Origin of the sequence: Flavobacterium pectinovorum, from assembly GCF_006438875.1 — a bacterium.
Classification (GTDB): Bacteria; Bacteroidota; Bacteroidia; order Flavobacteriales; family Flavobacteriaceae; genus Flavobacterium; species Flavobacterium pectinovorum_A.
In genome coordinates this window covers 275,947-300,583 of sequence record NZ_RCZH01000003.1, presented here as the reverse complement: position 1 = coordinate 300,583, position 24,637 = coordinate 275,947, and the positions used below count along the sequence as shown (strand labels likewise).

Below are 24,637 nucleotides of genomic sequence, written 5' to 3'. Positions count from 1 at the left end.
CTAAAAAAATTGCTTTTATTATAGAAATCAAAACGACTAAAAATTAAACTCTTTTAAGATGCAAAGAAACCTTAGAACCTTAGCGACTTAGAACCTTAGAACCTCAAAACAAATGCGAAAAGCCATATTCCCGGGATCATTTGACCCAATTACCCTAGGTCACGAAGACATTATCAAAAGAGGAATTTCCCTATTTGATGAAATCGTAATTGCGATTGGTGTTAATGCCGAAAAAAAATACATGTTTTCTCTTGAAGAAAGAAAACGTTTTATCGAAGAAACCTTCAAAGACGAACCAAAAATCTCCGTTATAACCTATGAAGGTTTAACAATAGATTTAGCAAAAAAACTAAAAGCCAATTTCATTTTAAGAGGTCTACGCAATCCAGCCGATTTCGAATTCGAAAAAGCCATCGCACACACCAACAGAAGACTTTCGAAAATAGAAACGGTATTTTTGTTAACCGCAGCAAGAACGTCTTATATTAGTTCCAGCATTGTTCGTGACGTATTGCGAAATGGCGGTGAATACGAAATGTTGGTTCCGGATTCGGTTAGGGTGAAAAAATAATTCAAGTACAAAGTCATTGCGAGGAACGAAGCAAACACACTAAAAAAGTATGATTTAGAGATTATTAAAACAGACAAACTAATATGAGATTGTTTCGTTTCTCGCAAAGACAGTTTCGCTAAAAAAAGCCTTACGCATAAATTATTTGTAATGATGGATTAAAATCCATCCATAATAATAACCCGCATTAATCCGTTCAACCCGTAAAATTCGCGGGCAAAAAACAAAACCCAAAAACATAAACTTGCAAGCAAAGCGAATTATAAGTAATTTCGCATTTTTAAATAAACAAAAATAATGAGCATCGAAAGAGAATTAAACAAACGTAGCGGATCGAAATGTGAACTTTGTGGCGCGGAGGAAAACCTAAAATTATATGAGGTATTACCAACTAAAAAAGGTGGTCTTGACGAAAGTATAATGGCTTGCAGTACTTGTATTGACCAAATTGAGAACCCGGACAATGTCGATTTAAATCACTGGAGATGTTTAAACGATAGTATGTGGAATGAAAATGTTGCGGTGCAAGTTGTTGCGTGGAGAATGTTAAGCCGTTTGCGTGCCGCAGGATGGCCTCAGGAATTACTTGATATGATCTATTTAGACGAAGATACTTTGGCTTGGGCACAAGCAACAGGCGAAGGCGAAGAGGACGAAAACAAAATCGTTCACCGTGATAGTAATGGCGTAATATTAGAACACGGAGATTCTGTGGTTTTAATCAAAGATTTAAAAGTAAAAGGTTCCAGTATGGTTGCCAAACAAGGAACTGCCGTACGTAACATCCGCTTAGACCACGAAAATGCCGAATATATTGAAGGAAAAGTTGATGGTCAGCAAATTGTGATTATCACGCAGTATGTGAAGAAGATATAAGGTTTTCAGTCTCAGTCGCAGTTTTCAGTCACACTGTAAACTGTAAACTGTAAACTGTAAACTGTAAACTGTAAACTGTAAACTGTAAACTGTAAACTGTAAACTGTAACAAAAAAAGGGCTATTCAAAATGAATAGCCCTTTTTTTGTATGTATGAGGATAAATTATTTTTGGAATAATTTACTAATCTGATCTTTTACAAATGGCTCAGAAACGCTGCTTGTCGCTGAAGAAGCATCTTTAGATCCAACCATAAACTGAACTGTTGCTTTTTCAGGAATAACACTTCCTGTGTAATGCAACCAAATATAGTTATTTGGTAATTCTAATTTAATATCATATAAAGGGTTTGCTGTAAAACCATTTACAATAATGCTATAAAGATTAGCATAATCATTATTAACATTTTTAAATGTAAACTTTCTCAAACTTGAAGATTCATCATCATTTTGAATACTTGTGTAATACACTGTATATTCATCTCCAATTTTCTGAATATAGTTGTTATTTACTTTTCCTAATTTTTCAACCGGTACAGTTTCAATAACTTTAATTTGTGCGAAAGACACAAAACTAAACAACAAAATAGCAATCGTAATAATTCTTTTCATAATTAATTTGGGGTTTATTATTTACCAGCACAAGAAACGCAGAATTTATGATAAATTAAAACCTAAACCGTTATTTTATTAACATTCATTTAAGATTGTTGTTCAAAATTAATCAAATCCCATTACAATATTCAATTAAAATACTGAAATTCAATTAATTAAAACCACCTAAAACAATATTAATTCCTCAGAAAAGGACCGATATTTAGTTGCAATTACACTTCAAAACGCACTTAAATCAATGCTATTTTGGTACAAATCTCACTTCTAAACTTCGTCAAAGTTTACAATTTTGACGTGGAGCTCTGAAAAAAAATCTGAAACCTGAAACTTGAAACAAAAAATCTATCTTTCCTCCTCTTTCTTTACCACTTTTCTGGCAACTTCAATTTTGAATTTCTTGCCTTTCATTTTTTCGTCTTTGATATTTTTAAGCAAGTCTATTACTTTATTATACCTAACAGCTGCAAATGAAATAAAATCTTTTACCTCGATTAAACCCAAGTCACCTTTTTCTAATTTCCCTTTTTGAGAAAAGAAACCAACAATGTCTATTTTATTCAGTTTTGTTTTCTTTCCGCCACTAATATAGATTGTTTGATATTCGGGTGGTTTTGGCAAAGTAGTCGTATTTTCAACTTTTAAAACTTCCATTCCGTAGTCAATATAATCCATTTTTTTTTCACTTTCGTGAATAATGATATATGCCGTTCCGGAAGCTTGCATACGAGCCGTACGACCGTTACGATGCGTAAATTCGTCTTCTTTTAAAGGTAAATGATAATGAATTACGTGTTTCATTTCCGGAATATCCAATCCACGAGCCGCCAAATCAGTTGTGATTAAATAACTCATACTTCCGTTTCTAAACTGAATCAAAGCACGCTCACGTTCATCCTGATCCATTCCACCATGATAATAGGTCGAATAAATCCCTTTTTCATTTAGCGTGTCGCTAATTCGTTCTGCCGCATCACGGTGATTACAAAAAATAATTGCCGATTGTGATTTCAACGAACAAATCAAATGGAACAAACTTTCTAATTTATCTTTGGCTGGTGAAACAACCATTTTCATCGAAAGATTTGCTTTTTCTTCTTCCTCAGGAATAAAATCCAAAACAGTAGGATTAACAACCCTCGTATATCTTGGAATCTCAATATCTGAAGTTGCAGATACCAAAACACGTTTGTTAAGCTTCGTTAATTTACCAATGATATAGGACATTTGCTCATGGAAACCCAATTGCAATGATTTGTCAAATTCATCCAAAATCAAAGTCTGAATTTTATCGGTACGAAAAGTATCTCTGTCAATATGATCTGCAATTCTTCCCGGAGTTCCAATTAAAACTGCAGGCGGATTACTCAAATTCTTTATTTCAGTATCAATTGAGTGACCTCCGTAACAAATGTTTACTTTATATTGCGTTCCCATTTTTTTCCAAACCTGCTCGATTTGCAAACCTAATTCGCGCGAAGGCACTAAAATTAAACATTGAACCGAAAGAATTTCAGGCTGTAATAATTCTAAAACAGGCAGTAAAAAAGCCAATGTTTTTCCCGATCCTGTTGGAGAAAGCAGTAAAACATTGTTATCGTTTAAAATAGCATCTTGCGCTACTTCTTGCATTTCGTTTAGGGTCTCAATTCCTAAATTCGAAAGTATGTTATTGGAATGGTGTTTTTTATTCATTTTGCAAAAGTAGTCAAAAAAAGTTGTTTCAGGTTTTTGTTTGTTTCAGGTTTCAAGTTGAAATGAGAGAAAGTTACTTTGAGACTTTACCGCAGAGTGGGCAAAGGTTTACGCAAAGTTCACAAAGCTATATTCACAAAGCTTTGCGATCTCTGTGTTTTTCACCACAATCAAAAAATAAAAAACTTTGTGCACTCTGCGGTAAAATGCTAAAGCTGCTCTATTCTCATTTCAACCTGAAACTTGAAACAAAACAAACAAAAACCTGAAACTAAATTTAATTATATTTGATTTTTCTATTAAAACCCAAATCATGAAACTTTTTACCCTTCCTATTTTACTTTTTACAATCGCAATTTTTGCCCAAAACAATAAAAAATACGACACTTTTTTTGAGAAAGGCAACGGAAATCAATCGGCTTCGTACGAAGAAACTATAAAGTATTATAAACTTCTTGCCAATGATTTTCCGACAATTCAAATTAAAGAAATGGGTTTGACCGATTCCGGTGAACCATTGCATATGGTGGTTTATAATCCTGAAAAGGAATTTGATTTTGAGAAAATTCAGAAAAACAAAGCAGTACTTTTTATCAATAACGGAATTCATGCCGGAGAACCTGACGGAATCGACGCAACAATGCAGTTCTACAGAGATTTGGCAATTGGAAAACTTAAAGCGCCTAAAAATACCGTTTTGGTTACGATTCCGGTTTACAATATTGGCGGAGCTTTGAATCGAAATTCGACTACAAGAGCCAATCAGGATGGACCCGAAATTTATGGTTTTAGAGGAAACGCCAGAAACTACGATTTGAACCGCGATTTAATGAAATCCGACACTCGAAATACAAAGAGTTTTGTGGAGATTTTCCAAAAGATAAATCCCGATGTTTTTATTGACAATCACGTCAGTAACGGATCTGATTATCAATACAAACTAACCTATATTATGACACAGCATAATAAACTTGGAACTGCTTTGGGCGATTTTATGAATACCGAAATGATGCCGGCTTTGGTAAAAGATTTACAGCAAAAGAAAATTGAAACTACGCCTTATGTAGATTCTTTTAAAGACACTCCTGACAAAGGTTTTGGGCAGTTTGTAGACAGTCCAAGATATACAACGGGTTATACTTCGCTTTTTAATACAATAGGTTTTGTGGTTGAAACACACATGCTGAAAAAATATGCCGAACGTGTAAAAATGACGTACGAATACACCAAATCAACTTTGGATTTTACGGATGCAAACTACCAAAAAATCAAAGAACTTAGAATTAAAAACCTGGAACAATATCAGCCTAAAAAGCCCTATACTTTAAAATGGGAATTGGATAGTACCAAAGCAACTAAGTTTACGTTTTTAGGATATGAAGCGGGTTACAAAAAAAGTGAAGCCACAACCGGAAATCGTTTGTATTATGACCGAAGCAAACCTTATAAAAAAGACGTTCCGTATATTAAAGAATTCAAATCAGTAAAAGACGTTGTTATGCCTTTTGCTTATATCATTCCGCGCGGTTATTGGAATATCATTGAGCTTTTGAAGAACAATAATATTACCTATTCTCAACTTAAAAATGACACTATCATTGAAGTTGAAAGCTATAAAATTGCCGATTTTAAAACGGTTCCAAATGCTTATGAAGGACATTATTTGCACTTCAATACCAGTATAAATTCTAAAGTTGTAAAAATGGCTTTTGCCAAAGGCGATTATATAGTTCCAACAACTCAAAAAGGTGTAAAATACTTAGTTGAAGCTTTTGAACCTGAAGGTGTTGATTCATTTTTTAATTGGAATTTCTTCGATCCTATTTTACAGCAAAAAGAACATTATTCTGAATATATTTTTGAAGATACGGCGGCAAAATTGCTAAAAGACAATCCAACTCTTAAAGCCGAATTAGAATCTAAAAAACAAAACGACGCTGAATTTGCTAAAAATTCTGCTGCACAATTAGACTGGATCTACAAACATTCGGTTTATTATGAAAAGGCGCATTTGCAATATCCTGTTTATAGATTGTTGTGATAATTTAACCGCAGAGTTTGCTAAGTTTTTTATTTTTGATTGTATTGAAAAACGCAGAGATCGCAAAGCTTTGTGGGTAGAATCTTAGTCAAAGTTTAAAAATTTGACAAAGATTAAGTTTATTATTCCTTTACGTCTTCCCGTAATATTGTGTTAGTTAAATCATTTACATTTGAAAAAGTAACCAACCAATTAAAAACAAACATGCAAACCGTTTTAAATGCCAACAAAGTAAAAAATTTATCTACAAGAAGAAGACGTGATTTAATCCCGAAATGGATAAAGTTTTTTGTTTTTCTTTTTTTACTTCTTGGGTTTTTAGGAGTTTGCATGATATTTATAAGAACTTTAATGGGATCACAAATTGGTGAATCAACCATTTATGGTCTGGAAAGCACTGTGTTTTTTTCGCCGCTTGGTATATTAATACACGCCATACTTATTTTTAAAGTAGTGGTTTCTTACGGTCTTTGGACGGAAAAAGACTGGGCTGTAAAATGCGGAATTATTGATGCCATTTTTGGGCTAATTGTATGTATTACGGTTATGGTAATTTTACCTTTCGTAGCATCTAAAGGTGGAAAAAACGAACTAAATCTAAGATTCGAAATCCTTTTATTGATTCCGTATTTGTATCAATTACTAAAAATCAGAAGAGAATGGGAAATTTGGAGTGATATTGTTCCGGTTAATTCAACAGTTCACGGAAACATCGAAAATAAAATTGTCATTGAAAAAATCAATCAAGATGAAAAAGAAATCGAAATCGAAAATCATGTCGAAGAAACAATAGACAAAGAAGATCCAAGTCGCTTTATGCCGAAGTAATTTTGCCACAAAGCTATGCTTGTAGACCTTTGTCAAAGTTTTGAACTTTGACAAAGGTTGGCAACAAACCCAAATAATCAATATTACATTCAGAAAATTATCACTAATTAAAACATACTAAAATGGGGCTTTTTGACTTTTTGAAGAAAAACAAAAAAAAGAAATACTTGAAACGCAAGAAAACGCAGCTTCTACGATTAAACATAGTGGAAAATCGCTTAATGAAATATATGCTGAGAAACTAAATATTGTTACTCCAAAAAACCAAGATGAAATCTTTGATTTTATTAAAATTTACGCTGAATATATCGTTCGGTTTATAGGTATGCAAACTCAAAATAATTATTCTCCCATTGCGGCTTACGAAAAAAATGATGGTGAAATAATTGGATATCTTTATATCGCCAAAGATCCAAGTTATAATTCTCTTATAAAAGATGTTGTTCATAATATGGAAGTTGAATTTGAAAAAAGACTTAGCGAAAAAAAGATAAAATCTTATACTATTTTCTTTCACTCACAATTCAATAACGATAATAATCATTCTGTTTCACATAAAAGTGGGGAATTTAACGCAATATCTATTCAATATAAAACCGCTGAGAATTTATCCGGTTTTATTGGTTTGCCTTATTTTTTTAAAGAAGATGAAATCATGTATGCAGGTTTTCCGAATTTTTCAAAGGAACAAAACAATTTCATTTTAAACACGCAATTAAAAGAAGGGAAAGAGTATTTTCAAGAGTTAATATACATAGATTCTCCAATAATTGAAAACGAAATTGGGCTGAAAATAAAAAAAGTCAATAACGGAAGCGTTGGTGATATGTGGGCTGGAATTTTTGGTTTTGACAGATTAAGAGAAGAAGGAGGCAAAGAATTTCTTCTTAATAATGCTGCTATGGTTTTTATTCAGGAAACAATAAAATCAAATGATGAGGTTTTAATTTCAGAGATGAGCTTCGACAATATTGTTTTTAGAGGCGTTAAAACAATTGATGATGAAACCCGCACAACGTATCCTTTACTTAAAACTGATATTTTTATTGATGTCGAAAATAAACAAATCAACGAATGGGAAAATATTAATAATCTTGAAGCGGTTATTACAGGAAACGGAAGAGATACTTTTGGACTGACTTATTTTGCTACTGATTATGCCTTAAATAAAGAAAAATATAAAACCGAAAAAAAACTAAACATTGAATTAAGCGGAATCATTTATCATTTAGAAATTTCGAATATTGCAGATTCAAATACTCCAGATGGTCCAAATTTTAGTGACACTTTTACGATGTATATGCCCAATAAAGAAATGTCTGAATTTGGTTGTTTCGATTTTATAGGTTTACTCGAAGACTTTAGAGAAATAAAAGTTATGGATAATCGAAAATCAGAAGGTTTTATTTTGAAAGTAAAACTAATAACGAACGAAGATTATCCTGATTTCTTTACAATTGAAATGTTTGTAAATAAACAAAACATGAGTTTTGAAGATCTTACCATTGGAATGCAATTAACGGGATTATTTCAATTGCAAGGACAGATTAAAGAATAATGTAAACAACAGGACGTTCGTGCCAAAGTAATTTTACCGCAAAGTTCGCTAAGTTTTTTATTTTTGAATGTGGTTACAAAACGCTGAGATCGCAAAGCTGTACGTAAAATCTTTGTCAAAGTTTTCAACTTTGACAAAGATAAATGAGATAAAAATATTATTGCTTACTAGTAGAGAATGCAATTTTAATAATAATTTCCGTCATTTATTTCTTGTACGAATTTCCATTTTTTATTTTCCATTTTCATTATAACTATACAATTAGGATCATTAAATTGTTTTTTAGTAGTAGTTTCAGATTTTGCAAATATTGCATATCTACCATTGTCATAAAGAATTGGATTAGAGAATGCGAAGACAATAACTTCAGCTTTTTTTTCAGTCATATATTCATTAGAAATCCAAGGTTTAGGAAAATCAACTTCTTTTATAAATTTAATTTTAAGATTTTTAAAATCATTTTGGTTCCAAAAATCACTTTTCAACCAAATTTCTTTTGTTTTATCATTGTGATATTTTTCATTCATCACACTCCAATATTTTTCATTGAATTTTGGATCATCTAAAAGGACGCTATTTTCAAGGGTATTCGCAGTTACTGGAACTAGAGATCTTGTTTTAAAAAGTTCAATTGCATAATTATTATTTATTTTATTTGCAATGACAATGATAGTATCATTGTTTTTAATTCTGGAACTTAAATATGTATTTACAGGAGATTGTAAATTTTCTTTAATAGAAGAGCATCCATAAATTGATAAATTCAAAATTAGTAATAGAATGATATATTTTTTCATGATTTTATATTACTTAGTGTTACATGGTTTTCCCGCTGGAGTTTGTCCATTAATAGTTGAGTTAGTACTCTCACCATTATATCTACCAATGATTCTCTTATACTCTTCGCTATTTACAGGAAACTTTTGCATAAATATAGGAGCTTCTTGCAGACCTCCCCATGCTAAATCAGTATATATTTGATTTGGAGTCTCCCCCTCCTTAACTGCAATTCCCGTTTGAAATTCTTGTAATGCTGCACCGATAGCATTTACATAACTATTTGCCATTTCATCATGGTGGGCAGAGTCTTTAGAACCAGGATATTTTTTATCTACAAATTTTTGAAATAACGTTGGAAAATCATTAAAAATTGCAGGGTTATTTTTGGCAGTATAGTCATCAACTAAGCTAAAAAAATAGCAATGTACAATTTCATGTAATAAATTTGAGGCTCTAAATAAACTTGTCGCACTTGTGTAATTTGTACTTACAGCAATATTATAGTTATTTGGGCTAGAAATAGTTGATGAAGCTGGTCTAACGACTTTAGAACTTGATTTTATTGTTACAGTAAAGACTTTGCTAGCTCCCAATTTACTTAATATTTTTGCAATACTAGCATTTGTTCCTTTTTTTAATTGTTCTAATGCTTCTTTCGGACAGTTGTTTAGACTGTCAGAAATGATTTGTTTTTCAATAGCAATTGGAGCTGTAGTTGAACTTGAACTACCGGCACCACCACCTCCTGTAGAATCCCAAGACATTCCACCACCACCACCTACAGGGCTCCACCCCATACTTGAACCTGCACTTCCCCAAATCGCGTCCCAATCAGTACCGTTTGTGAGTTTAGGTTTGCGGGGAACAAGTACTTCCTTTAAATCTACTATATTTGTTTTTGAAGTTGAAGATGTTGTTGAGTTACTCTTTACATATTGAGTTTCAATAATTCCATCTTTTACTCTATACCCGTTAATAAAATCGCCCTCGAGTGAGTATATAAAAAGCTTTCCAGAAAAAAAACCTTGAACAAGTTTCTCGTCAGCTTGCATACTATAGATTACGCTTCTTATTTCATCATTAATCTTCACTACCAAAACACGATCATTTCGAACTTCGTTATTTGTTGCAAAAGGAATTACAGTCAATAGCTGATCGCTACCATTTATTTTTTCCAGAGTTGCTTTATCAAATTCAAGGTTACTTATTTCACTACTTGATAATTTAGATGAAGGGCTGTTGGTTGACCTTGTTAAAAATGCTTTAGCGTCATTAATGCTTACGGTCTTAATTGTGCTTTGTTCCTGCGTTGTCAGATTTTCACTGTCCTGACAATTGGTTAGTGCCAACGTTAAAACAAAAAGGAATATTCTTTTTGTAATTTTTAATTTTCCTAGTTTGTTATTTTTCATACCTTTATTACAGTTTTTTCTTTCGAAAGCCAAAAGTATACATTTTAGGTATTTAAAAACTACTGTTTAGGTATTTCTTACTAAATTTTCCAAAAAAAATGGTGTTTTTTTGCAATGCGTTACAAAAATTTTGCCAAATCTTTACAATGATAAAAACTATGACGCATCTTCTGCGAATCTTCGCAATCATTCAACCAAAAGCACAAAAAAAGCCTAATAAACATAAAATTTATTAGGCTTTTTTTTATTGTAGAAAGAATAAAAAACTATTTATCCTTCAATATTTTTTCTAAAAATTCAACTTTGTCTTTTTCAGCCTGAACTAGACGTTCGTAAAGTTTTTTATTTTCATCGTAAGCTTCAATTAATTTGTCCAAAGGATTAAAAGTAAGATTACTGCAAGAATTATTTAGTATTTGTCCTTTTGCACTATTATCATAGAAATTATTAAAATAATTAATTGCGGCTTCGTCAGAAAAGTTTTTAAGGGCTTCAACACTTACTCCCAAAGCTTTTGCTACTTCAATAAGCTTTTCATCGCTTATCGTTTCGCTGTTTTCAAGTGCAGAAATAGCTTGTTGGTTCGTGCCTAAAGCCTGCGCCAAAGCTTCTTGTTTCATGTCACGAAGTTCACGAATTCGGCTAATTTTTCGCCCTATATGGTTTGATTTTGTAAGTGTGCTCATAATTCAAAGATAATATTAAGGGTAATAATAAGCAATTTATAAAAAACATATTATGTTAGATACGATACAATCAAAATGATTTGTAGAGTTACAATATAATTACTTATTGCTTGCTAAACAAAAGTACGATTTTTGAGACATGAAATAGTTAAAAAAGAAAAACTATATAAGGGATGTTTGTGAAAAGAGTATAGAGGAAAGAGTATAGAGGAAAGAATAAAGATGCAAGATGCAAGACGAAATTGAAAACCTGAAACTTGAAACATGAAACTTGAAACATGAAACCTGAAACTTGAAACCTGAAACAAAAATCAGTGTAGCTCACGTGAGGAATAGAAGCCCAATGTCATTACGTTAAGATATTTTAGATTTTGTTCCATCGGAACATCTCATCGGTAGAAAAAAAAATGCATCGAGAGAAACATCGTCCCATTGGGACGTTTGAGAAATTATATACGTAATCTGTATATGTTTTTAACAATTATTATTTATAAAATCAAACGTTCCTACGGAACGTAAAAAATACCGTATTTATTGGGCTACCAATGAAATGTTCCGATGGAACAAAAACAAATTTGTTCCATTGGATTTTTTCCTAACTTAATGACATTGGGATAGAAGCTGTCCGCCGCGGCGGAGCGGACTAGCCTGACAGCATCCCAAATTGGTATCAAAAACTAATTTTAAAGATTTATTTAATAGTCTGTCTTTCCGTAAAAATATTCAATTACAATGCCTTACATTTGAGTAAGAATCTAACCAAATCTTTAAAACAAACTGCTGATGAAAATTAAACTGTCGCTGTTTTTCATACTTCTTTTCATTGCTTTTTCATGCAAAAATGAAAACACAAAAAATGATCCTGATTTTAAACCTGCAAAGTCAACTACAAAAACAAGTGTTGCCGATAGTCTAAAAAGTGATTCGGTTATAGTTGATTCCGATGCAAATGATTCCGAGAACACAAAAATGCTGTTGGATTTTTATATCAAAAATGACAAAAAAGCGCAATTTTTTTTAATCAATACTTCAAGAGATACGACGATTGTCTGTGCCGAAAAAACCCGAATCAGGATTGAAGCCAATAGTTTTATTTCGTCGAAAACCGGAAAAAGTGTAATTGGTCAAATCAAAATTTCGGTAAAAGAATACTATACGATTTCGGATATTTTGATGGGACGACTTTCGACAATTTCGAATGGAAAACTCCTTGAAACCGGCGGAATGCTAAATATAAATGCTGTTTCGAATGGGGAAAACTGCGAATTGAAAAAAGATAAAAATATTGAAATTGAATTTCCAAGAAAAGTCGAGAAAGAAGGAATGCAGCTTTTTAATGGAAACTGGAAAAACAATGAAATCAATTGGAGTGTGGCTGCAAATTCTGTCGATTTGAATCATATATTTACTAAGGTTGATGAAAAGCCTGTTTATCCGGGTGGGCTTCAAAAAATGTATAGTTTTATAGGCAATAATATTAGATTGCCTGATGACTATATTAATGGTAAAGTTTATACTCGTTTTGTGATTGATAAAGAAGGAAACGTAAAGGACATACAAGTAACAAAAGGAATACGAAAAGATGTTGACGATGCGGTAATTAAAGGACTTCAAAAACTTCCAAAATTTATTCCTGGCAAAGTAAATGGTGTTGCGGTAAATACGACTTACAATTTGCCAATTACTATTAAACAAGAAGATGAAGATGTTCGTAGTAGTTCTGTATCAAGTGCACAGAAATACGTTAAACCACTTTATGATGATAAAACGTTGAAAAATGCAGATACGGAAAGTATCCAGTATTATTTGCTTAGGAGCTCAAAATTAGGAATGATAAACTGTGACCGTTTTTGGAATTATGATGAATCGCCAAAAATAGATTTTGTTATTAATTTAAAAACTGATGCTAAAACTTCTGTAAATGTGATTTTTCATCGTTTTAAATCGGTAATGAGAGGATTTTCGGCAGATGATACTATCTTGTTTAATAATATTCCATCAGGAGAAAAAATTACCATTTTTGCGATTAAATATTTTTACAAAAAACCATTTTTGGCCGTAAAAGAAACCGAAATATCATCGAAAATTGAAAATGATTTAGTTTTTCAGGAAGTTACTTTTGAAAAATTAAAAAATGAAACGGAAAAACTGAATCGCATTAATTGAGAAATCGGTTAGATTAAGACTTAGGATAAATAAATTAAACGTAATGGATATTTCTTTTTATTTGGATGAATTTCAAAAAGCAGCAAATCATCTTGATCAAAAACTTTTGAAGGAGAAATCAGTCGAGGTTTCTGTTGGTGTTTATATGGATTCTGCTTTTATAAAATTATACAAAAAAGCGTGGTCAAACAATCCGCAAGAAGCTTTAACTGCCGAATCACGTATCTTTTTTTCGGTGTGGATAAATGATAGTACAAATCATAAACAAAGGATTATGTACAATATTCATGCTTTGAAATTGAGAAAATTAAAAGGTTATACTATTCAAAGCAGAAAATTTGCTGAAGAATTTAGAAAACACTTTAAAAATTATGAAAACAATTGGTCAAATGTAACCACAAATCATGGTCCGTTGACTTTGATGGAAGGTTGGCTAAAATTTGATTTAGAAAGTTTTCAGAAAGATGTTTTAGGACTCTGCAATAACTTTTTAGAAATTGAGCATTTAATTGATGATGCTCTTCTTCAATTTAAATAGAAATATACAAAGTTTTAAACAAAATATAAATAATGAGATACAAACTTTTTCTTGATGATATAAGAGATGTCAAAATGGTTTACAAAAACCTGACCGACGACGATTTTGTTATAGTTCGGAATTTTCATGATTTTAAAAAAGTAATCCTTGAAAACGGACTTCCGGAATTAATTAGTTTTGATAATGATTTAGGATTGGATGAAAATGATCTTATTGCCGAAGATGGATATGCTGCCGCAAAATGGCTGGTTTATGAATCGGGACTTGATTTAGTGCATCTAAGATTTAATGTTCATTCGGCAAATCCTGTTGCTGCTCAGCAAATTCAAAGTTTACTGGATAATTATATTAAGCATTTGAAGAGTTTAAATGAGTTATAATAAGGGGTAAAGTTGCGCGTAGAATCTTTGATAAAGTTTTGAACTTTGACAAAAGTTATTTGTTAAGGAGAATATCTCATAATTTTGTTTTTGTTCCATCGGAACATTTCATTGGCAGCCCAATAAATACGGTGTTTTTTCACGTTCCGTAGGAACGTTTGATTTTATAAATAATAATTGGTAAAACATATACAGATTATATACAATTTCTCAAACGTCCCAATGGGACGATGTTTCTCACGATGCCTTTTTTTTCTACCGATGAAGTGTTCCGATGGAACACAATCTAATCATAAAGTGTAGCTCGCGTGAAAGATAGAAGCTTGCTACCGAAGTAGCGCGTATAGCTTGACAGCATCCCGATAAGAGGGCGTATAAGCGCAAAGTAATTTGCCCTCTTATCGGGATGGTGGCACGCCCTGCTAAAGCTTCTAATTTGCATTTGATCCGTAATAAACTAAGACCTTTTTTTCCAGAAGTTTAAGATTCCGTCACAGGCAGTATATTCTAAATCAAAACTTTCGGGTATTTCTTCCCACGTGCTCCAATAGGTTACAAGTCTTGTGTATTTTGGCGTCTTATTGAGTTGATCTCTTACATAATTGGAATAGGAAAGAAACAGTTCACTATTGGGAACTACTATTTTATCGATGGGACAGGAAGTGTCTATGTTTTCGAAAAAGGAATTGTAAAAATAAAAAGCATCGTAGTCTGAAAAGGAAATATCGGTGATATTGGAATGAATAAATTCTACGTTCTCGACATGGTGTTTTTCGGCTATTTTTTGGGATAGTTTGGTAAGTGATGCTCTTTGTTCGACTCCATAAAAAAATCCTTTTGTAGAAGCCGCGCCTACTAAACAAAATTTTCCCACTCCGGCGCCAATATCTAATACTTTTTTGTTGGGTTTGTCAACCAAATAATCTGCCGCAATTTTGGCTATGGCAACTGGAGTCCAATGTCGTTCTGAAAGTCTTCGGATTCGAGTTGAGTACAACATATTAAACGCGCTGTCTTCTATGTCTATATTTTTTTTTAAGGATTTAAAAATCATTTAATGTGTTGTTTATATTCTTCGTGGCATAAAAAAATAATCATTATATTTCTAATCAATTACTCTTAGAAACCAATAATCATAAGGATGACTATTTATTATCGAAGTATTTTCTTGCAATATAGTGTTAGTTGTCCTGATTTCACAATCTAAAGGAGCAATAAGTGTGAATTTTTGATTTATAGCATGAATTAGTCCTCATTTGCATTAAAAGGGCTAATAATTATTTTTCATTCTATTGTTAAAAAGTTTAAATCAAAAATTTAGTGTGACAGCAATTCTTATAGCGGAATTACAACAAGGAACTATTAGAGACGGGGTTTGCTCTTAGTTTGTTGATGTTTTATGATAAATACAAAATAAGCACTATTAGAAAAGTAGTTTTTATTTAGCAAACATAAACGGTACAGCAATAAAGCGTTGGCTAGGGTTTTACAAGATTTAAATATGATAATCTTATTTGGATGGGGCGCCTAAAGCTAGTTTTTGAGTAAGGAACTAAGGTTCTGAGATAATAAGTTGCTAAGATTTTCCCTCACTCTTTACTCTTCAACTGAAACTTTATTCTCTTCTTCAAACAACAATTTAATGTTTTCATAAGAATTTTTAAGGGCTTCTTTGATTTGTTCCGGATTTAGCCAGGCTACTTTTTCGATACCTTCGTCGGCTTGACCTTGTGGAGTTCCTTCAAAATCTGAAAACATTTCGAACCAATGCGTGATTTTGAGTTTGTATTTTCCGTTACGTTTAAAAACGTGATATGTTTTTTGGAGTTTATTGGTAATTCTAAGTTGGTTTACACCGGTTTCTTCTTCGACTTCGCGCATTGCGGTGGCTTCAATCTCTTCGCCTTTCTCGATTCCGCCTTTTGGTAAGTCCCATTTTCCGTTTCTGAAGATGAATAAAACTTCGCCTTTTTTATTGTACACAAAGCCTCCTCCCGCTTTCTGTACAGGAATTTTGGCTTTTAATGTCTTCATTATTTCCTTTTCATCGGGATGATATAAATAAGCCTTTTGAATTTTATTTTGAAATATTTTCACTATAAGCTGCTCGATATCAATACTCTCTAATAGGAATAATTGAAAATTAGTCTCTCTTGAGATTTCATTTGTCAAAAAAAGTGGTTTGTCGTTCACAAAAACTTTATACATTTGTACTATGATTTTTAATAAAGATACTGCCGAAAAAACAGCCGAATTGCTTTTGCAAATAAATGCAATTAAATTGAATCCCGAAAATCCTTTTACATGGGCTTCAGGTTGGAAATCCCCTATTTACTGTGATAATAGGTTAATTCTTTCATTTCCGATCATCCGAAATTACGTTCGTGATGAGTTTGCGAAAAATATTGAGAAACAATTTGGGAAACCAGATGTCATTGCCGGTGTTGCCACAGGTGCCATTGGTATTGGAATTCTTGTTGCCGAAAGCCTTGGATTGCCATTTGTATATGTGCGTCCGGAAGCAAAAAAACACGGAAGACAGAATCAAGTTGAAGGTTTTTTACAAAAAGGTCAAAATGTTGTTGTCGTTGAAGATTTAATCAGTACAGGAAACAGTAGTTTGATGGCTGTAGAAGCTTTACGTAATGAAGGTGCCAATATTAAAGGTATGGCAGCGATTTTTACCTATGGTTTTGGTGTTGCCGAAGAAAACTTTAAAAATGCTAATATCGATTTGTATACATTAAGCAATTACGAAAACCTATTGGACCTAGCGGTTCAAAAACAATATATTACTGAAGAGCAACAATCTACTTTGCAGGAATGGAACGCAATTCCATCGACTTGGGGACAGGATTAGAGATTTTAGATTTTAGATTTTAGATTTTAGATTTTAGATTTTAGATTTTAGATTTTAGATTTTAGATTTTAGATTTTAGATTTTACTAAAAAATCGCTTCGCTCTTTTTTGGAATTTTAAAAAATTGGGATTTAATCATAGATAAAGCTTTGCGTCCCGATAGCTATCGGGATCGCGATTATAAAGTTTTACAACATAAAAAAAACTTGCGCCCTTTGTGGTAAAAAAATAAATATAAAAAATTATGAACTTAGAAAGTCCAAAAGTTACTGTTCAGAAATCAGCTCAAGATTTATTTGATTTATTGACTGATGTTAGGAATTTTGAAAAATTAATGCCGGATAATATCGCTAAATTCGAAGTGATTGGCGAAGATGCTTTTATTTTTGGATTGAAAGGTATGCCGGAAATAAAACTAAAAATGAAAGAAAAAGTAGCTCCAAATAAAATTGTTTTGGGAGCTGCAAGTGATAAACTTCCTTTTACTTTGGTTTCAAATATCGAAAGCGTTTCGGATTCTGAAAGTGCTGTTCAACTTCAATTTGAAGGAGAATTTAATGCAATGATGGCAATGATGATCAAAGGGCCAATTAGCAAATTCATTGAAACTCTTGCAACTAATATGACGAAATTATAATTGTTGATTATTGATTGTTGATTATTAATTCTCGATTACATAAAATTTAAAGCCTGATTTAACGATCGGGCTTTTTTTTTGGGGTTGCTGCGAAGGCACGAAGACACAAAGTTTTATGTTTTTTCTTTGCGACTTTGTATGATTATCCTAAAAAAACTTCGCGCCTTATTAGCGCCTTCGTGGCAAAATGTCCGTTAGACGCACTCCTGTGCGCCTCTACAGAAAACCTTTGAACCTTTGCACCTATAAATAAAAAAGCTTTGTGTCTTAGTGCCTTCGTGGCAAAACGTCCGTTAGACGCACTGCTGTGCGCCTCTACAGAAAACCTTTGAACCTTTGCACCTCTAAACAAAAAAGCTTTGTGCCTTAGTGTCTTCGTGGCAAAACCTCCGATTCATCCTCAAAAACCTACAGTTCAGAACTATAAATTATTCTACGATAAATTATTATACGAAGTTTGATCCATCAAAACTAACAAACCTAAAAATGGAAGCAACTATCAAGATTTTAATTTACATTCACGCCTTTTTTGGAGGAATTGGACTAATTACCGGAATTGGAAGTATTTTGGTCAAAAAAGGAGGATCATTACACAAGACAATGGGGAAATTATTTTCTATAGGAATGATAACCAGTTCTCTAATTTCAATTCCGATTTGCTGGATGCCAAAACATCAGAATATATTTTTATTCTTAATCGGTTTGTTTACCATTTATCTTGTGATTTCCGGAAATCGTGCCTTAAGTTTTAAACGCAAAACAAAAGCCGATTTTACTGATAAATTAATTTCGGGAAGTATGTTATTCTTTTCTGTAATAATGATTTCTATTGGGCTTTATTGCCAAATAAATGGTGTCGAAAATGGAATTCTATTTACTTTCTTTGGTGGTTTTGGGTTTTATATGACGGTGAAAGATTTTATATTTTTCAAGAACCTTTCAGTTTCTAATAAAGACTGGCTTTCTAAACATATCGGAAAAATGATTGGAGCCTTGATTGCATCCATAACTGCCTTTATCGTTGCCGGAATTGGAATTGGAAATATGATTGCCTGGATGACGCCTTCAATCTTAGGAACTTTTTATATTGTTTATTGGAATAGAAAAATAGCGCCAAAAACGGATAAATTATTGAAGATTTAATTATTAAAATGGCACGCGGATTTGACGGATTAAACAGATTTACACGGATTATTCTAATTTAAAAATCATTTTAATCTGTGAAATCTGTGGCAAAAAGACTTTTCATTTTCGAACAATTTAGACGCACTGCTGTGCGTCTCTACATAAAACCTTTGAACCTTTGCAACTTAGAACCTCAGAACCTTCCTTTAATAAAGCATCTGCACTTCTTTGATATCAAATTCTGAAACAGAATCATCTTCCAATAGAATCTGAATCTTTCCAACCGAAGAAACACCTTGAATAATTCCCATGAAGTTTTGCCCTGAAAGATTTTTAAAAGGCATTGGAACTCCCTTTCTAAATAAAGTCTCAAAGTAAATTACCCAAAAACCTTCTGAATTATTTTCCCATAATTCGATTTTCTCTTTAATTTTTTCGATGATTAAAATTGGCAACGCCTCTTTGTCAAAAGATTTTCCTGCAATTACTGCCAATGAAGAAGCATTTGGCAATTCATCAAAATTAGTTTGATTGACATTTAGTCCTAATCCGACAACTGACACAATCCTGCCATCACTTTTTAGGGTATTTTCGATTAGTATGCCACCAATTTTCTTATTATATGACATAATGTCGTTTGGCCATTTTATACTTAAATCAGAAATATTTAACGTTTTTAAAACCTCAATTACTGCTAATGACACGATTATGCTCAGATTAAAAACCTGTTCATTATCATATAGAAAATCCTTTACCAAGGCACTCATAATTAAGTTTTTACCTGATTCTGACTGCCACTTCGCCCCCATTTGTCCTTTGCCTTTTGTCTGATTTTCAGCTGTTACGACGGTGAAGTTCTCAAGTTCATCTTGGCTTGACAATGATTTTAAGAAATCATTTGTTGAATCTATGGCATCGAGTTTGATTAGTTTCATTTAAGTAATTTAAATAACTTAATTTAATATTTTGTTAAGGTTCAAAAATAATCACAAAATTTGGTAACTTTACAAATTCATATAAAATAATTCATGGCGAAAAAGACGATTAATAATGATGTTCTATTGGCGAACATAATCAAAGGGATTGAAGAAGTAAAAGGAAATGATATCGATATTCTTGACTTAAGAGAAATAGACACGGCTGTTTGTGACTATTTTGTTATCTGCAACGGAAGTTCTAATACCCAAGTTAACGCCATTGTAAACTCAATCCAAAAAACAGTATCTAAAGACTTAAAAGATAAACCCTGGCACGTAGAAGGAACCGATAATGCAGAATGGGTCCTAATGGACTATGTGCATATCGTAGTACATGTTTTCCAAAAACACATTCGTGAATACTATAATATCGAAAGCCTTTGGGGTGACGCCAAAATAACTACAATCGAAAACAAATACTAAAGAAAATTTTTTCTAATGGCTAAAGATAATAATCCAAATCCGAGTAAATTTAAAATAAGTCCTTGGTTAATATATACCGCAATACTTTTAGTTTTTTTATTTATAAGTTTTGCAACCGGAGGATCTAACTTAAGCGAACCTGCTCAATTAACTTCTTCTAAGTTCAACGTTTTATTAGAAAAAGGACAAATTGAAAAAGTAATCGTTTACAACAAGGCTGAAGCCGAAGTATATTTAACTGCTGCTGCTCTTAAAGACAAAGCAAACGAGAAAGTATCTAAAGATATTTTTAAAAATGAAAATAAAGGTCCTCACTATACTTTAGAAATTGGTAACGATCAAATTTTTCAGACTAAATTAGAAAAAGCAGTTGGCGAAGGCAAACTGAAAGATTTTAATTTCTTGCAAAAAAATAACTGGAGCGATATTCTAATTAGTTTACTTCCAATTATCATCATTATTGGTGTATGGATATTCATTATGCGTAAAATGTCAGGTGGCGCAGGTGGCGGTGGCGGACAAATTTTTAACATTGGAAAATCTAAAGCTAAATTGTTTGATGAGAAAACAGATATCAAAACTACATTTAAAGATGTTGCAGGTTTAGAAGGTGCTAAAGAAGAAATACAAGAAATTGTAGAATTTCTGAAAAATCCTGAAAAATACACGAATCTTGGAGGTAAAATTCCCAAAGGAGCCTTACTCGTAGGACCTCCGGGAACTGGTAAAACTTTGCTTGCAAAAGCTGTTGCCGGTGAGGCTCAGGTACCTTTCTTCTCTTTATCAGGTTCTGATTTCGTAGAGATGTTTGTAGGAGTTGGTGCTTCACGTGTTCGTGATTTATTCAAACAAGCTAAAGAAAAATCTCCTGCTATTATCTTTATCGACGAGATTGATGCCGTTGGTAGAGCAAGAGGAAAAAGCAATATGTCAGGCGGAAATGACGAAAGAGAAAATACTTTGAACCAATTATTGACAGAAATGGATGGTTTTGGTACAAACTCTAACGTAATTGTTCTGGCAGCAACAAACAGAGCTGATGTTCTTGACAAAGCTTTAATGCGTGCCGGACGTTTTGACAGACAAATTTTTGTTGACTTACCGGACATTCGCGAAAGAGCTGAAATCTTTAAAGTACACTTAGCTCCCATCAAAAAAGTTGAAGGTCTTGATCTTGATTTCTTAGCAAAACAAACTCCGGGATTCTCTGGTGCTGATATTGCAAATGTTTGTAACGAAGCTGCATTGATTGCTGCACGTAACAATAAAACAGCAGTTGACAGACAAGATTTCCTTGATGCTGTAGACAGAATCATTGGTGGTCTTGAAAAGAAAAATAAAATTATTACTCCGGAAGAGAAAAGAGCAATTGCAATTCACGAAGCTGGTCACGCAACTGTAAGCTGGATGTTAGAACATGCTGCACCACTTATTAAAGTAACTATTGTCCCTCGTGGACAAAGTTTAGGAGCGGCCTGGTACTTACCGGAAGAGAGACAAATCGTAAGAACAGATCAAATGTTAGACGAAATGTGCGCTACTATGGGTGGAAGAGCTGCTGAAAAAGTAACTTTTGACAGAATTTCGACTGGTGCATTAAGCGATTTAGAAAAAGTTACACGTCAGGCTCGTGCTATGGTAACTATTTACGGTTTGAATGATAAAATCGGAAATGTTACTTATTACGACTCAACCGGACAAAGCGAATACAATTTCTCAAAACCGTATTCTGATGAAACGGCTAAAGTAATTGATAAAGAAATTTCAGAATTAATTGAAGGTCAATACCAAAGAGCCATTCAGATTCTTCAGGAAAACAAAGACAAGCTAAATCAATTGGCTGATATATTAATTGAAAAAGAAGTTATTTTCAAAGATGACTTAGAAACAATTTTCGGAAAACGTACTTTTGATAAAAATTTAGAAGAAGTGGTTTCGTAAATTATTCAGAAATATGTAATATTTTTTAAAATCTTAATTCAAAATAGCCTTTTGAATTAAGATTTTTTTATCTTTGAACGTTTTCAATTAACATGTAAAGTATTTCATATAAAAATGAATTTTTTCAAAAAAATATTTGGTTCAAGCGATGCCGCATCTGACGACGAAAATGAAAGTGAATATGCTGGCAATTCCATCCAGGATAGCCATTTGTCTATAGACGAAAGGTTCATTTTCAATTTTAAGAAAAATGGAGGTAAGTTTTTGTATTGCGAAAACAAACAAGAAGTAGCGGAACAATTTGAAAATATTTTAGAAGAAAACGATTGGTTCGAAAGTGAAGTGCTTTGTTATGAACAAGGTCTTTTTCATTTACTAGATGAAAACAAGTTACTTTATATTGCACCAACAAGACCAAAATTCCTTTTAGCAAGCTGCGAAAATCTAATTGCTGATGAAGGTTCTATTTTGTTTTCTTCAAAACAAATCAGACAAAACAAACCAAACGAATTACCTGCAAATATTGTAATTATTGCTACAACAAGTCAGATCCTTTCTATAAAAAGTGACGGTTTAAGTGCTATTAAACGTAAATACGAAAGAGATTATCCTACTAACATTACCACAATAAAATATTTCGAAAAAGCAAAAGAAGAAGATTTTACGCAATACGGAAGCGTTGCCAAAAATTTATATTTATTGCTCTTAGAAGACCTTTAAGATGAATGAAACACTTAAGAGAACCATTTCTGGTGCTGTTTATATCGCTTTATTACTAACGTCTATTCTGTTTTCTACCGAAAGCTTTATCGTTCTTTTTGGCATTTTCCTAATTATTACAATTTACGAATTTTGCAATTTGGTAAACCTAAATAAAGTATTTTCTATACTATTTGGAACCTTGTTATATGCCGTTATTATATTAATTAGTCATTACAACAAACAAACTACTTCCTTTTTAAACCAATTATTTAAATCAAATTTTGATTTAGAAATAAATATTCAACAATTAGATTTAATACTTCTTGCTGTTACTATTGTAATATCAATCAAATGTATTTTATTCTTATTTTACGACTCTGTACAAAAAATCAGTATTTCTTCTAAATACTTATATCTATTAGGCTACATCACACTTCCTTTTGTTTTTATTGTAAAAATTTCATTTGGAACTAATAATTACAATCCTAAAATTATCCTTGGTTTATTTATCTTAATCTGGACAAATGATACCTTTGCTTATTTAGTTGGAAAGTCTATTGGAAAACATAAATTATTTGAACGTGTTTCGCCTAAAAAAACAATAGAAGGATTTCTTGGAGGAGCCGTTTTTGCTGCTTTTGCCGGTTTTTTAATTTCCAAACTCTACATTCAGCCTAATCCTGATTTTAGCAGTAGATCTATTTTAATATGGACAATTATTGCTTTGATTGTTAGTATTTTTGGAACGATCGGTGATTTGATCGAATCAAAATTCAAAAGAATTGCCGAAGTAAAAGACAGTGGTTCCATTATGCCAGGACACGGAGGCATCCTAGATCGATTAGATAGTGTTATATTTGTAGCACCAATTATATTTTTATTTTATCAAATTTTATATTATGTTTCATAAAGAAGGAGCCCCATCCATTTTATTAGGTACTGTTTTTGCAGTAGCTGTACTTTTAATTGCTGACAAGTTTATTGATATTACCTGGCTAAGAATGCTTGTGCAATTTGCCGGCTTAGTAGTTCTTATCATAATTTTACAATTCTTTAGAAACCCTAAAAGAATCGCCATTAGAAACATCGATCATATTCTTGCTCCGGTTGACGGAAAAGTTGTAGTTATAGAAGAAGTATATGAAGGTGAATATTTTAAAGACAAACGTTTACAGGTTTCTATTTTTATGTCTCCAATAAACGTACACGTTACTCGTTATGCAATGGACGGGATTATAAAATTCAGCAAATACCACCCTGGTAAGTTTTTAGTTGCATGGCATCCAAAAGCAAGCGAGGAAAATGAAAGAACAACTGTTGTAATCGAAAACGAAACTTTCGGTCAGATTTTATACAGACAAATTGCTGGTGCGCTGGCACGCCGAATTGTAAATTATGCAGAAGAAGGAATGCAGGTTGTTCAGGGAACTGATGCCGGCTTCATAAAATTTGGTTCAAGAGTAGATTTATTTTTACCTTTAGGTACTCCAATTAATGTAGTATTAAACCAAAAAGCAATTGGAGGAAAAACCATTATTGCTACAAAAGCTTAAATGACCGAAAAAGATTTAGATACTCGTTTTTTAGAGGCCGTAGATACTGCTTTGAAAATGACTCAAGCCTCATTGCCACAAGATGTGCAGCTAAGGCTTTATGCGTATTACAAACAGGCAACGTTTGGAACAGCTGTGTACAATCAATCTGAGAATTTTGATTTACGTGATGCTTTCAAAACAAATGCATGGATGCAAATAAGCCATATATCAATTGATGAAGCTAAAGAATGCTATATAGAAATCATTAATTCAATAACATCAAAATAACTAACAT

General features: G+C 32.5%; 25 protein-coding genes. 17 read left to right on the top strand and 8 right to left on the bottom strand.

All coding sequences use genetic code 11. The features are described 5' to 3' along the window. Positions 1-112 precede the first annotated feature (112 nt). Together coaD and EAH81_RS05700 are read left to right on the top strand one after the other, a co-directional pair. The gene (gene coaD, locus EAH81_RS05705; protein ID WP_140504716.1) at positions 113-571 is read left to right on the top strand and encodes a pantetheine-phosphate adenylyltransferase; all 459 of its coding nucleotides are present in this window, start codon (positions 113-115) and stop codon (positions 569-571) included. Between the two features lie 297 nt (positions 572-868). After that, entirely contained in the window at positions 869-1,447 is a 579-nt protein-coding gene (locus tag EAH81_RS05700) for a PhnA domain-containing protein (RefSeq protein ID WP_140504714.1), read from the top strand. 164 nt (positions 1,448-1,611) lie between these two features. On the opposite strand, the gene EAH81_RS05695 is transcribed toward EAH81_RS05700, so the two are convergent. Next, entirely contained in the window at positions 1,612-2,058 is a 447-nt protein-coding gene (locus tag EAH81_RS05695) for a hypothetical protein (RefSeq protein WP_140504712.1), read from the bottom strand. Positions 2,059-2,403: 345 nt separating this feature from the next. Further along, on the bottom strand, positions 2,404-3,753 hold the full coding sequence (locus tag EAH81_RS05690; RefSeq protein WP_140504710.1) for a DEAD/DEAH box helicase: 1,350 nt from the start codon (positions 3,751-3,753) through the stop codon (positions 2,404-2,406). Between the two features lie 313 nt (positions 3,754-4,066). Between EAH81_RS05690 and EAH81_RS05685 the strand changes: the two genes are divergently transcribed. The 3 genes from EAH81_RS05685 (at position 4,067) to EAH81_RS05675 (ending at position 8,180) form a co-directional block, all read left to right on the top strand. Beyond that, complete coding sequence (locus EAH81_RS05685) at positions 4,067-5,794, top strand: M14 family metallopeptidase (protein WP_140504707.1); 1,728 nt, start codon at positions 4,067-4,069, stop codon at positions 5,792-5,794. Positions 5,795-5,998: 204 nt separating this feature from the next. Next, on the top strand, positions 5,999-6,622 hold the full coding sequence (locus EAH81_RS05680; RefSeq protein WP_140504704.1) for a hypothetical protein: 624 nt from the start codon (positions 5,999-6,001) through the stop codon (positions 6,620-6,622). Positions 6,623-6,947: 325 nt separating this feature from the next. After that, positions 6,948-8,180, top strand: coding sequence for a hypothetical protein (locus EAH81_RS05675; RefSeq protein WP_140504702.1), 1,233 nt, complete (start codon positions 6,948-6,950; stop codon positions 8,178-8,180). 185 nt (positions 8,181-8,365) lie between these two features. Here EAH81_RS05675 and EAH81_RS05670 read toward each other — a convergent pair whose 3' ends face one another. The 3 genes from EAH81_RS05670 to EAH81_RS05660 all read right to left on the bottom strand — a co-directional run bounded on the left by EAH81_RS05670 (position 8,366) and on the right by EAH81_RS05660 (position 11,058). After that, the gene (locus EAH81_RS05670; RefSeq protein WP_140504699.1) at positions 8,366-8,977 is read right to left on the bottom strand and encodes a hypothetical protein; all 612 of its coding nucleotides are present in this window, start codon (positions 8,975-8,977) and stop codon (positions 8,366-8,368) included. A 9-nt stretch (positions 8,978-8,986) separates the two neighbouring features. Next, positions 8,987-10,405 (bottom strand): hypothetical protein, encoded by a 1,419-nt coding sequence (locus EAH81_RS05665; protein ID WP_140504697.1) that lies wholly within the window; start codon positions 10,403-10,405, stop codon positions 8,987-8,989. A gap of 233 nt (positions 10,406-10,638) precedes the next feature. Continuing rightward, positions 10,639-11,058, bottom strand: coding sequence for a helix-turn-helix domain-containing protein (locus EAH81_RS05660; protein WP_140504694.1), 420 nt, complete (start codon positions 11,056-11,058; stop codon positions 10,639-10,641). A 783-nt stretch (positions 11,059-11,841) separates the two neighbouring features. Here EAH81_RS05660 and EAH81_RS05655 point away from each other — a divergent pair. The 3 genes from EAH81_RS05655 to EAH81_RS05645 are packed head-to-tail and all read left to right on the top strand — an operon-like array spanning position 11,842 to position 14,142. Beyond that, entirely contained in the window at positions 11,842-13,224 is a 1,383-nt protein-coding gene (locus tag EAH81_RS05655; RefSeq protein ID WP_140504692.1) for an energy transducer TonB, read from the top strand. Positions 13,225-13,267: 43 nt separating this feature from the next. Beyond that, positions 13,268-13,762: a hypothetical protein gene (locus EAH81_RS05650; RefSeq protein ID WP_140504689.1), complete on the top strand. Its 495-nt coding sequence runs from the start codon at positions 13,268-13,270 to the stop codon at positions 13,760-13,762. A gap of 32 nt (positions 13,763-13,794) precedes the next feature. Further along, positions 13,795-14,142 carry a cyclic-phosphate processing receiver domain-containing protein gene (locus EAH81_RS05645; RefSeq protein ID WP_140504687.1) on the top strand — a complete coding sequence of 116 codons (348 nt, stop codon included), beginning with the start codon at positions 13,795-13,797 and terminating at the stop codon, positions 14,140-14,142. Between the two features lie 457 nt (positions 14,143-14,599). On the opposite strand, the gene EAH81_RS05640 is transcribed toward EAH81_RS05645, so the two are convergent. Continuing rightward, on the bottom strand, positions 14,600-15,142 hold the full coding sequence (locus EAH81_RS05640) for a methyltransferase domain-containing protein (protein ID WP_241676515.1): 543 nt from the start codon (positions 15,140-15,142) through the stop codon (positions 14,600-14,602). Between the two features lie 596 nt (positions 15,143-15,738). Further along, the gene (locus tag EAH81_RS05635; protein ID WP_140504683.1) at positions 15,739-16,350 is read right to left on the bottom strand and encodes an NUDIX hydrolase; all 612 of its coding nucleotides are present in this window, start codon (positions 16,348-16,350) and stop codon (positions 15,739-15,741) included. Between the two features lie 7 nt (positions 16,351-16,357). Here EAH81_RS05635 and pyrE point away from each other — a divergent pair, with 7 nt between their 5' ends. The 3 genes from pyrE (at position 16,358) to EAH81_RS05620 (ending at position 18,782) form a co-directional block, all read left to right on the top strand. Continuing rightward, complete coding sequence (gene pyrE / locus EAH81_RS05630) at positions 16,358-17,002, top strand: orotate phosphoribosyltransferase (RefSeq protein ID WP_074657329.1); 645 nt, start codon at positions 16,358-16,360, stop codon at positions 17,000-17,002. Positions 17,003-17,246: 244 nt separating this feature from the next. Further along, positions 17,247-17,639: an SRPBCC family protein gene (locus EAH81_RS05625; RefSeq protein WP_140504681.1), complete on the top strand. Its 393-nt coding sequence runs from the start codon at positions 17,247-17,249 to the stop codon at positions 17,637-17,639. Between the two features lie 486 nt (positions 17,640-18,125). Continuing rightward, positions 18,126-18,782, top strand: coding sequence for a hypothetical protein (locus EAH81_RS05620; RefSeq protein ID WP_140504679.1), 657 nt, complete (start codon positions 18,126-18,128; stop codon positions 18,780-18,782). 188 nt (positions 18,783-18,970) lie between these two features. On the opposite strand, the gene EAH81_RS05615 is transcribed toward EAH81_RS05620, so the two are convergent. After that, entirely contained in the window at positions 18,971-19,699 is a 729-nt protein-coding gene (locus EAH81_RS05615; protein ID WP_140504677.1) for a biotin--[acetyl-CoA-carboxylase] ligase, read from the bottom strand. 93 nt (positions 19,700-19,792) lie between these two features. Between EAH81_RS05615 and rsfS the strand changes: the two genes are divergently transcribed. The 6 genes from rsfS (at position 19,793) to EAH81_RS05585 (ending at position 24,630) form a co-directional block, all read left to right on the top strand. Next, on the top strand, positions 19,793-20,164 hold the full coding sequence (gene rsfS, locus EAH81_RS05610) for a ribosome silencing factor (RefSeq protein ID WP_007809313.1): 372 nt from the start codon (positions 19,793-19,795) through the stop codon (positions 20,162-20,164). Positions 20,165-20,179: 15 nt separating this feature from the next. After that, complete coding sequence (gene ftsH, locus EAH81_RS05605) at positions 20,180-22,105, top strand: ATP-dependent zinc metalloprotease FtsH (RefSeq protein ID WP_140504674.1); 1,926 nt, start codon at positions 20,180-20,182, stop codon at positions 22,103-22,105. A gap of 114 nt (positions 22,106-22,219) precedes the next feature. After that, the gene (locus tag EAH81_RS05600; RefSeq protein WP_140504672.1) at positions 22,220-22,825 is read left to right on the top strand and encodes a lactate utilization protein B/C; all 606 of its coding nucleotides are present in this window, start codon (positions 22,220-22,222) and stop codon (positions 22,823-22,825) included. 1 nt (position 22,826) lies between these two features. Beyond that, on the top strand, positions 22,827-23,717 hold the full coding sequence (locus EAH81_RS05595; RefSeq protein WP_140504670.1) for a phosphatidate cytidylyltransferase: 891 nt from the start codon (positions 22,827-22,829) through the stop codon (positions 23,715-23,717). Next, complete coding sequence (locus EAH81_RS05590; protein WP_140504668.1) at positions 23,707-24,360, top strand: phosphatidylserine decarboxylase family protein; 654 nt, start codon at positions 23,707-23,709, stop codon at positions 24,358-24,360. The genes EAH81_RS05595 and EAH81_RS05590 overlap by 11 nt, the downstream gene beginning before the upstream one ends. Continuing rightward, a complete protein-coding gene (locus EAH81_RS05585) occupies positions 24,361-24,630 on the top strand; it encodes an acyl-CoA-binding protein (RefSeq protein ID WP_140504665.1) in 270 nt (89 codons plus the stop codon). The last annotated feature ends 7 nt before the right edge of the window (positions 24,631-24,637 follow it).

What these genes read in the sequence shown, in the direction of transcription:
- EAH81_RS05685 (WP_140504707.1), top strand. Translation starts at nt 4,067, where the DNA reads ATGAAACTTTTTACCCTTCCTATTTTACTTTTTACAATCGCAATTTTT.
- rsfS (WP_007809313.1), top strand. Translation starts at nt 19,793, where the DNA reads ATGGCGAAAAAGACGATTAATAATGATGTTCTATTGGCGAACATAATC.
- EAH81_RS05620 (WP_140504679.1), top strand. Translation starts at nt 18,126, where the DNA reads ATGGAAGCAACTATCAAGATTTTAATTTACATTCACGCCTTTTTTGGA.
- EAH81_RS05625 (WP_140504681.1), top strand. Translation starts at nt 17,247, where the DNA reads ATGAACTTAGAAAGTCCAAAAGTTACTGTTCAGAAATCAGCTCAAGAT.
- EAH81_RS05645 (WP_140504687.1), top strand. Translation starts at nt 13,795, where the DNA reads ATGAGATACAAACTTTTTCTTGATGATATAAGAGATGTCAAAATGGTT.
- EAH81_RS05700 (WP_140504714.1), top strand. Translation starts at nt 869, where the DNA reads ATGAGCATCGAAAGAGAATTAAACAAACGTAGCGGATCGAAATGTGAA.
- EAH81_RS05680 (WP_140504704.1), top strand. Translation starts at nt 5,999, where the DNA reads ATGCAAACCGTTTTAAATGCCAACAAAGTAAAAAATTTATCTACAAGA.
- EAH81_RS05640 (WP_241676515.1), bottom strand. Translation starts at nt 15,142, where the DNA reads ATGTTGTACTCAACTCGAATCCGAAGACTTTCAGAACGACATTGGACT.
- EAH81_RS05600 (WP_140504672.1), top strand. Translation starts at nt 22,220, where the DNA reads ATGAATTTTTTCAAAAAAATATTTGGTTCAAGCGATGCCGCATCTGAC.
- EAH81_RS05690 (WP_140504710.1), bottom strand. Translation starts at nt 3,753, where the DNA reads ATGAATAAAAAACACCATTCCAATAACATACTTTCGAATTTAGGAATT.
- EAH81_RS05585 (WP_140504665.1), top strand. Translation starts at nt 24,361, where the DNA reads ATGACCGAAAAAGATTTAGATACTCGTTTTTTAGAGGCCGTAGATACT.
- EAH81_RS05650 (WP_140504689.1), top strand. Translation starts at nt 13,268, where the DNA reads ATGGATATTTCTTTTTATTTGGATGAATTTCAAAAAGCAGCAAATCAT.
- EAH81_RS05670 (WP_140504699.1), bottom strand. Translation starts at nt 8,977, where the DNA reads ATGAAAAAATATATCATTCTATTACTAATTTTGAATTTATCAATTTAT.
- pyrE (WP_074657329.1), top strand. Translation starts at nt 16,358, where the DNA reads ATGATTTTTAATAAAGATACTGCCGAAAAAACAGCCGAATTGCTTTTG.
- EAH81_RS05675 (WP_140504702.1), top strand. Translation starts at nt 6,948, where the DNA reads ATGCAAACTCAAAATAATTATTCTCCCATTGCGGCTTACGAAAAAAAT.
- EAH81_RS05590 (WP_140504668.1), top strand. Translation starts at nt 23,707, where the DNA reads ATGTTTCATAAAGAAGGAGCCCCATCCATTTTATTAGGTACTGTTTTT.
- EAH81_RS05695 (WP_140504712.1), bottom strand. Translation starts at nt 2,058, where the DNA reads ATGAAAAGAATTATTACGATTGCTATTTTGTTGTTTAGTTTTGTGTCT.
- EAH81_RS05660 (WP_140504694.1), bottom strand. Translation starts at nt 11,058, where the DNA reads ATGAGCACACTTACAAAATCAAACCATATAGGGCGAAAAATTAGCCGA.
- EAH81_RS05615 (WP_140504677.1), bottom strand. Translation starts at nt 19,699, where the DNA reads ATGAAACTAATCAAACTCGATGCCATAGATTCAACAAATGATTTCTTA.
- EAH81_RS05635 (WP_140504683.1), bottom strand. Translation starts at nt 16,350, where the DNA reads ATGTATAAAGTTTTTGTGAACGACAAACCACTTTTTTTGACAAATGAA.
- ftsH (WP_140504674.1), top strand. Translation starts at nt 20,180, where the DNA reads ATGGCTAAAGATAATAATCCAAATCCGAGTAAATTTAAAATAAGTCCT.
- EAH81_RS05595 (WP_140504670.1), top strand. Translation starts at nt 22,827, where the DNA reads ATGAATGAAACACTTAAGAGAACCATTTCTGGTGCTGTTTATATCGCT.
- EAH81_RS05655 (WP_140504692.1), top strand. Translation starts at nt 11,842, where the DNA reads ATGAAAATTAAACTGTCGCTGTTTTTCATACTTCTTTTCATTGCTTTT.
- coaD (WP_140504716.1), top strand. Translation starts at nt 113, where the DNA reads ATGCGAAAAGCCATATTCCCGGGATCATTTGACCCAATTACCCTAGGT.